This window comes from Halodesulfurarchaeum sp. (genome assembly GCF_036626455.1).
Taxonomy (GTDB): domain Archaea; phylum Halobacteriota; class Halobacteria; order Halobacteriales; family Halobacteriaceae; genus Halodesulfurarchaeum.
In genome coordinates, this window is sequence record NZ_JAZKRK010000058.1 from 1 (window position 1) to 7,449 (window position 7,449).

Below are 7,449 nucleotides of genomic sequence, written 5' to 3' on the forward strand. Positions count from 1 at the left end.
GGCATACTCACTTGCGGTTCCGACTACGCGTCGAAATCCCTGCACTTCTTGCGGTTGGAGGCTCCGCCTTGGGACTACTGAAGTGATTTTCTGCGGCGTGGGAACTGCGATATCCATGTCCGGCTAGTGCATGTGGTATGGGGCATGTTCATTTGTACCATGTGTGTTATTTCCCTTCATTCTTATAAAAAGCCCTTGTCGGTGAAAGAGCAGCCCTCAGGCATCCGTGAGTTGTAACTAAGAATGGAGATAGGTGACCGGCTAAATGAATGAAAACGACGACGCGGGCGGTCGTAGGCACCCGCTTTCAGGGGATGAGCTGGGGACCCGAGATAACCAACCGAAACAGTTCGACGAGGAACTTGGGCGAGAAATGGCGCGTGATGCCCAACGAGTTTCGGATGGTGAGCTTTCCGAATCCGAGTTTCACGAAAAGTATCACGAAGCAGTCGTCGAGGAGTTCGGACGTGACGATCGACCGATCGAATCAGGAGGCAACTCATAAATGTCAAAATCAGAACAAGATGACGGTGGCGTTCGTCGACGGACGCTACTGAAAGCCGGCGGTGTCGCAGCGGCAGCGGGATTGACGGGTGTCGGCGTGTCCGGAATTAGTGGCGAAGCAGAGGCCCAGGAGGACAACGGTGACGGCCGGGAGGTCGTTCACGGGAACTGTTGGATCTGCCGGGAAACGTGTGGACAGGAAATAACGATCGAGGACGGCAAGGCCATCGACCTGACGGGCGTCGACGGCCATCCGAAGGCCAGTATCGGGGAGGGGACGGAAGGGACCCTCTGCTCGAAGGGGATGGCCCAGCTGAACAAGACGTACAACCCGAACCGGATCCGGCGACCCCACATCAAAAAGGACGGCGAGTTGACCGCCGTCGACTGGGACGAGGCGTTCGAATACACGTCCAATCGCCTCGAGGAATTTGCCGAGGAACACGGGCCCGAAAAACTCCTCCGGTACAAGGGGTACCCGCTCGGCAAACATAGCTGGGAGGCAGAATTCATCCACAATCTCTTCGGCTCTGCTATCTCGGCTGGTCGAAAAACGACCTGTCACGGCCCCTTCTCGACGTCCTGGGAGTGGATGGCCGGATATGGCCGCGAGTGGCCCGACTGGCAAAACTCCGAGTACATCATCGCCTGGGGCCGCAACGTTATGGAGTGTTTCCGCGGTCAGGCCGAGCCGAAAGGGGTTCTCAAGGCCAAGGAGGAAAACGACGCGACGCTGGTCTGTATCGATCCTCGCTACACGAAGACCGCCGAAGTCGCCGACAAGTGGATTCCGATCGAGCCACGCACGGACGGCGCGCTCGCGTTGGCGATGGCCAACGTCATCATCGAAGAGAACCTCTACGACAGGGACTTCGTCTCTGAGTGGACTCACGGCTTCAAGGAGTACAAGGAGGCCGTCGCCGACAAAACGCCGGAGTGGGCGGCCGAAATCACGGACGTCGACGCCGACGTCATCCGGGAAATCGCGCTCGGGTTCGCCAAAGCGGCCCCGAGTTCAGTCGTGTTCCCGTGGACCGGACTGGCCTACCAGGCAAACGGCTTCAAGAACTGCCAGAACCTTCACGCGCTCAACGGGCTCGTGGGGAGCGTCGACACCAAAGGTGGAACCCGGCAGTGGCGGAAACCCTTCAGCTTGGACCATCCACGGGCGAAAGCGGACGCCGAGTTGCCCTCGAACCATTCGGACGCGTCGACACCGGACTACGACGATTATCCCTTCCAGCAACACGGGATTCGGGATCTCACTCACAATATGGTCCCGAAAGCCACCGAACGTGGGGACATTCAGGGCGTGATGATGAACTGGTCCCAGCCCCCGAAAAGCGGGAACACCCGCAAATGGTGGGAAGCCATGGAAGAGATGGATCTGGTCATCACCGTTGATGCCTTCTGGACCGGGGTTAGCAAGCGAGCCGACGTCGTGTTCCCCGGTGCCTCTCAGCTAGAACAGACGTTCTTCAAAAAGGGCGGTGACAGTGCGTATAGCACGAGTGGCTGGGTGACAGGATCGAAACCAGCGATCCAACCGCTCGGTGATTGCAAACGGGACTATCAGCTCTACAAGGAACTCTCCCAAGCGATGGGTTGGGGCGAGTACTTCCCATGGGAAGATGCCCAAGAGTACTTCGACAGCAAACTCGACGGCATCGGCCTGTCCTTCGACGAACTGGACGAGAAGAGCTACGAAGTCATTGACGGGCTCCCTTACCGGCAGTACGAGGACGGCGGCTTCAAAACCGTCAACGGGCTGTTCAACTTCGACCTCGACGTCAAAGACAAGTACAAGTCGCTGGCCGATGACCTCGGCATCAGTACGGCCCCCTCGTGGGTTCCGCCTGATGACGAGCACTTCGGTGAAACGACAAACGACGAGTATCCCCTCCTGTTCACCGATACGATGGTCGAGCAGTTCTCCCGGGGACACTGTCAGGCACTCTCCCAGTCCCTCGAGGCCTACGCGGAACGGTTTGGCCACGAGGACGAGGACTACCGGGGGAACTACCTCCACATCAACCCGAGGGACGCCGAAGAGCACGGCATCGAGGACGGAGACTGGGTGGCAGTCAAGTCCGCCGATGACGAAATCGAACTCATGGCGAATGTCTGGGAGGGTGTTCGGCCCGGCTGGGTCTGTACGGAGAACGGCTTCGGCGAGGGCTCCTCCCACCCGGACGACTCGGGAGGTCATAGTATGAAATTCAACAAGGAATGGCACATGGAGCCGACGACCGGCATGACCGCGAGGAACCATCCTGTTGATGTCGAGCGCCTCGGAGGTGAGCCCCAATGACTGAGCAGTGGGGATTCTACTTCGACGCCGAGAAGTGTATCGGCTGTCACGCCTGCACGGTCGCGTGCCGGGTCAGAAACAACGTCGACGCGGACGGGGCGAAGTGGCGGCGGATCGTCCACGCCGAGAACGGAACCTTCCCGGACTACGAGATGGCTTCCGTCTCGATCTCCTGCATGCACTGTGAGGACCCGCCCTGTCAGACTGTCTGTCCGACTGGCGCGATCGAGAAGCGCGACGAGGACGGGATCGTCACCGTCAATCAGGACAAGTGTATCGGCTGTCACTACTGTGCCTGGGCCTGTCCATACGGCGCGCCGAAGTTCGACGGGGACAACAAGATGCAGAAGTGTCACCTCTGTCTCGGCGAAGGTGGCGGCGACGGGCACGGCAAGCCGGCGAAGGCAAAGGAGGAAAACGGCGGCACGAAGCCCTCCTGTGTCGACAACTGTGTCGGCGAGGCACTCAAGGCTGGTCCGATGGAGGAGTTGACCGCGGAAGTGACCGATGGCTCGGTGGACAATGGCCAGGGTAACGTTATCTTCGGCGGCTCAGGAGTCGACATCCAATTCGAAACGGAATCGGACTGAGTAGATCTCCATGGCAGAAACAACAGAGAAAACCAACCCGGCGCTGCTGGGTGAAGGATATCGGGCCGCGATCTCGATGATCGTCGCCCTCGTCGTGACCTTCGCCGTCTTTATCGGCGTGACCGGATGGCATCCGGTGGTCACGGCCTGGATTCCGACCGCGGTCGGGCTTGTCGGGCTCGAAGTCGGCTATACGACGTACAACGAGCTGTGGCTCTGGGTCCGACTCCTCCTCGGGGCCTACATCACAGCTGTGTTGCTGATTGTCTCACTCCAGCTGATTGGCACCTGGCGCCGCCTCATCGCCGACGCGGGAGGTGAATCGTAATGTCGACGCTAACCAGTGAAAGTACGATTCAGCGGTTTAACGCTTCCCAGGTGTACGTGCACGGGTTGCTGGCCGCATCCATTCTGCTGCTCTGGGTGACCGGCCTCCCGATCACGTTCCACGAATCGTTCAATTGGCTCATCGGACTGGTGGGCTATGGAAACATCGTCCTCCTCCACGTGGCCTCTGGCGTCGTTCTCATCCTGACGGGGCTCTTCTACGGCGTGTACGGATTCCTCGGCTGGGTCCAAGGGCAAAACAGTCTCAAGAACGTGCTCCCCGGACCGAGTGATATCACTGAAGCGATCGAGCATCTCAAATATCTCGCCGGTCGACGCGGTCAGCCCGCGTCCGGGAAGTATACCTTCCTGCAGAAGGCGGAAATCTGGATCATCATCTTCGAAACGACCGTCATGATCCTGACCGGTGTCGTGCTGTACGCGGGGACGCTCGGCAATGCCTCCCCAGCTCCAGCGTTCCTGATCACCCGAGACATCCACGCCATCGTCGCGGTGACGATGCTCGTGGGGGTGACCTTCCACCTGTTCATGACCCACGCGAAGGAGTGGCCGTTGGACAGGTCGATGTTCACGGGGAAGGTCACGCTCGGCCAGGCTTCCGAGGAGTGGAAAGGGTGGGTCGAGACGTCGGTCGGCTACGTTGATGTCGCCTTTGAAGATGAAGGCCACAGCACGGCGCTTACCACGAGTCTCATCCTCGGGATGATCGTGTTCGGCGTCGTCTGGGTAGGCGTGATCCTGGAATACGTGCTCTCGCCGGTGCCAACAGGCGGACTCAATGTCGCACAGGACGTTGCGCCACATGCCCTTCCTGGCGGCATTATCGGAACGATCTACACGATCGGACTCAACGTCGCGATGCTCGTTATCTTTGCAGCTATCGCGGCGCTTATATACGGCTTCTACGAGCGTTGGACCGTCGCAGAATAGGTTTCCCCAATCTCTTATGATCCATTCATTTCGGACCAAACGAACAGCGACGCCAGGTATCGTCACGGGAACGTCTCAGCAACCGATGAGTACACGAGCGTGGAACTGATGACTCAAGACATGGACGAAAACGACTGGGAACGCCTCTACGGACTGCTTTCGGAGTGTTTCAAACACCCGGACGAGCAGTTCACAGAAGACGTCTCGGCCGGCCGGCTGGAAAGCGAACTCGCCGAAGCTGTCGAACCCCTCGGTGTCGAGTTCGAACTCGGCGTCGACGAGGGTCTCGTGCCGGAGACCGAAGCAGCCTTCGATAACGAATACATCGCGCTCTTCGAGGCCTTCGAGACGCCCTATGCACCGATCGTCGAATCCCCGTACAAGGAGTGGTACGAAGGCCCGGGGAGCGACGGGCTTCTCAATGGCCCTCCAGCCGAGGATATGCAGCGGCGCTACGCGGCGATGGATATCGATTTCCCGGACGCGTATCTTCCTGACCATCTCGCCCTGTTACTGGAATACGCCTCGATTCTTGTTGAGGCGGGAACGCCCGACCAACACCGGGCGTTCGTCGCGGACCACCTCGACTGGATTCCGGCGTTTCGTCGTCTCGTCGAAGAGGCGGCGGCGGAGTCACAGTTCCACCGGCGGTACGTGCGACTCACCGGCGAGATATTCGCCCAGATTCGCAATCGGTTAGATATTGATGACCCAACAACGGAAGCAATCGATGACATGATCGGCCGAGTCGAGCAAGGCCGAGAAGGTGTCCCGGACGAAAAAGAATTCCGGGAATAGGAGGCAGCCACACGGTTCACGTACCGTTCCCGAACGTTCGTTTCGGACCCGATCCTCCGATCTTCATTGTGCAGGGACACGTTCTGCGGTATTTCGGAAACAAAACGCCAGTGTGAGTTGGCAAATACCGATCGGAACGAGGTGACGATGAGTACAGAAAGCGAGGGTGCAATCGGCATCCCCCCGGGCGGTCACCTGTGCCTCGACACAGGAGACCTATCAGTGAATCGTATATGGGGGTATGAGTGTTTTGTGGGGGTGGTTGCGGATATATCGTGGCGAACTGACGGAACAACAAAGTCCACGGCCCCCATAGAGATATGTGTCATGTCCCGACGCCGCGAATCCGGTTCATACCACGCGTGGAACTCGTTCCTTCGCTGTCCCGATTGTGGGAGCGACGAGGTTGCCTTCGAGCACTACGACGACGGGACGATGTTCAACTGCGAACAGTGCGGCGCGGAGGCGTGGGCGGCGAGACTTGTCCGAACCGAAGCTTGAAACGGTCCCAAACGAGCGGGACTGTGCCATCGGTTCGGACCGTCAGGATTAGATACCTCCCGCGTCCAGCGACTGCCATGGAAGGATTTCAGGACCGACTGGACGTTGTGGCTATCCCGGTCGGAATCTTCGTTCTCGTGGTCGGCCTGGGGACGCTCCTCGGACAGCCCTGGCAGTATGCGGCCGGCGGGGCACTAGGAATGGTTCTGCAACTTATCGGGGCTGTCGCCGCGATCGGAATCGGGATCGGGCTGGTTGGACTCGGACACTTCGTCGAGCCGTAACATCGGGAACTGGTACACCCATTTTCTTCGCACGGGTAGCGGATCCATGCACTCGGATCTACCGGGATCGAACTCTCAATTACTCGATCGGATCTTTGAGACCAGTCCGACCGGTATTGTCGTTCTCACGCCCGAGGGCTCGATCACTCGGTGTAATGACCGCGCCGAGCAGCTATTGGACATGGCCGAATCCGACATTGAGGGGAAACAATACGAGGAACCGGAGTGGACGTTCACAGATCCGACGGGTAAATCCCTCGCTGAATCGGAGCACCCATTCGTTCGGGTTCGGGATAGCATGGCCCCGATTTTCGGGCAGGAATACCGGATGGAACGCCCGCATGCTGAACCCATCCACGTCTCGATTTCGGGTGCACCCATCGTCGAGGAGGGCACGGTCGAACGGCTCGTCTTTGCCTTCGAGGATGTTAGCGACCGACACGAGCGCGAGCAGGAACTCGAAGACATGACCCGGCAACTCGAGGTTCTCAACCGGGTCGTCCGCCACGACATTCGAAACGAGATGGTAGTCATCTTGGGGTATGTGGAGACCGCTGCGGATGAGGTGTCGGATCCGGACGTGTCGGACTATCTCGACCGGGCCCATCAGGCCTGGGAGCACGTGGTTTCGATCACGAAAGCCGCAAAGGAGTTGATGAATGTTGTCACTCGCTCGGAGCCACCCGAACTTGCTGCAATCTCGGTGAAACCGATTCTCGAAGAGGAGCTGGCGATGGTCCGCGAGGCCAACCCGGATGCGACGGTCCAGATCGATGGCTCGGTTCCCGATGTCGAGGTTCGGGCGACAGAACTCCTGGAATCAGTGTTTCGCAACCTGTTGACGAATGCGATCGTCCACCACGACCGGGCGGACCCGACAGTGACAGTCTCGGCGAGTGAGTCGGATGGCCACCTGCACGTTTCCATCGCTGACGATGGGCCCGGGATTCCGGACGACCAAAAATGGAAGATCTTCGGCAAGGGACAGTCGGGGCTGGAGAGCGAGGGAACCGGTATCGGGCTCCATCTCGTCGAGAACTTGATTGCACAGTTCGAGGGCGATGTCTGGGTGGAAGACAACGAACCCCGGGGGTCGGTGTTTGTGGTGGCATTGGCGCTGGCCGAATGACCGTTGGGATGGTGGTTCTACTTCCCAAATTCCCAAGGGTACACAGGCCGGGAG

The 7,449-nt window shown here is 59.1% G+C and carries 9 protein-coding genes; all 9 read left to right on the forward strand.

Going from position 1 to position 7,449, the window contains the following annotated elements; genetic code table 11:
* The first annotated feature begins 265 nt into the window (after positions 1-265).
* The 9 genes from V5A26_RS10855 (at position 266) to V5A26_RS10895 (ending at position 7,395) form a co-directional block, all read left to right on the forward strand.
* Positions 266-505 carry a 4Fe-4S ferredoxin N-terminal domain-containing protein gene (locus V5A26_RS10855; protein ID WP_332321576.1) on the forward strand — a complete coding sequence of 80 codons (240 nt, stop codon included), beginning with the start codon at positions 266-268 and terminating at the stop codon, positions 503-505.
* Positions 506-2,815, forward strand: coding sequence for a molybdopterin-containing oxidoreductase family protein (locus tag V5A26_RS10860; protein WP_332322504.1), 2,310 nt, complete (start codon positions 506-508; stop codon positions 2,813-2,815). It abuts the gene before it with no gap.
* Entirely contained in the window at positions 2,812-3,405 is a 594-nt protein-coding gene (locus V5A26_RS10865) for a 4Fe-4S dicluster domain-containing protein (protein WP_332321574.1), read from the forward strand. Before V5A26_RS10860 ends, V5A26_RS10865 begins: the two co-directional genes overlap by 4 nt.
* Before the next feature lie 10 nt (positions 3,406-3,415).
* Positions 3,416-3,733: a hypothetical protein gene (locus V5A26_RS10870; protein ID WP_332321573.1), complete on the forward strand. Its 318-nt coding sequence runs from the start codon at positions 3,416-3,418 to the stop codon at positions 3,731-3,733.
* Positions 3,733-4,683 carry a formate dehydrogenase subunit gamma gene (locus V5A26_RS10875; protein ID WP_332321572.1) on the forward strand — a complete coding sequence of 317 codons (951 nt, stop codon included), beginning with the start codon at positions 3,733-3,735 and terminating at the stop codon, positions 4,681-4,683. Before V5A26_RS10870 ends, V5A26_RS10875 begins: the two co-directional genes overlap by 1 nt.
* A gap of 108 nt (positions 4,684-4,791) precedes the next feature.
* Positions 4,792-5,481 carry a TorD/DmsD family molecular chaperone gene (locus tag V5A26_RS10880; RefSeq protein ID WP_332321571.1) on the forward strand — a complete coding sequence of 230 codons (690 nt, stop codon included), beginning with the start codon at positions 4,792-4,794 and terminating at the stop codon, positions 5,479-5,481.
* A gap of 327 nt (positions 5,482-5,808) precedes the next feature.
* Positions 5,809-5,982 carry a hypothetical protein gene (locus V5A26_RS10885; protein WP_332321570.1) on the forward strand — a complete coding sequence of 58 codons (174 nt, stop codon included), beginning with the start codon at positions 5,809-5,811 and terminating at the stop codon, positions 5,980-5,982.
* A gap of 77 nt (positions 5,983-6,059) precedes the next feature.
* Positions 6,060-6,266 (forward strand): hypothetical protein, encoded by a 207-nt coding sequence (locus V5A26_RS10890; RefSeq protein WP_332321569.1) that lies wholly within the window; start codon positions 6,060-6,062, stop codon positions 6,264-6,266.
* A 46-nt stretch (positions 6,267-6,312) separates the two neighbouring features.
* Positions 6,313-7,395: a two-component system sensor histidine kinase NtrB gene (locus V5A26_RS10895; RefSeq protein ID WP_332322505.1), complete on the forward strand. Its 1,083-nt coding sequence runs from the start codon at positions 6,313-6,315 to the stop codon at positions 7,393-7,395.
* Positions 7,396-7,449: the final 54 nt, after the last annotated feature.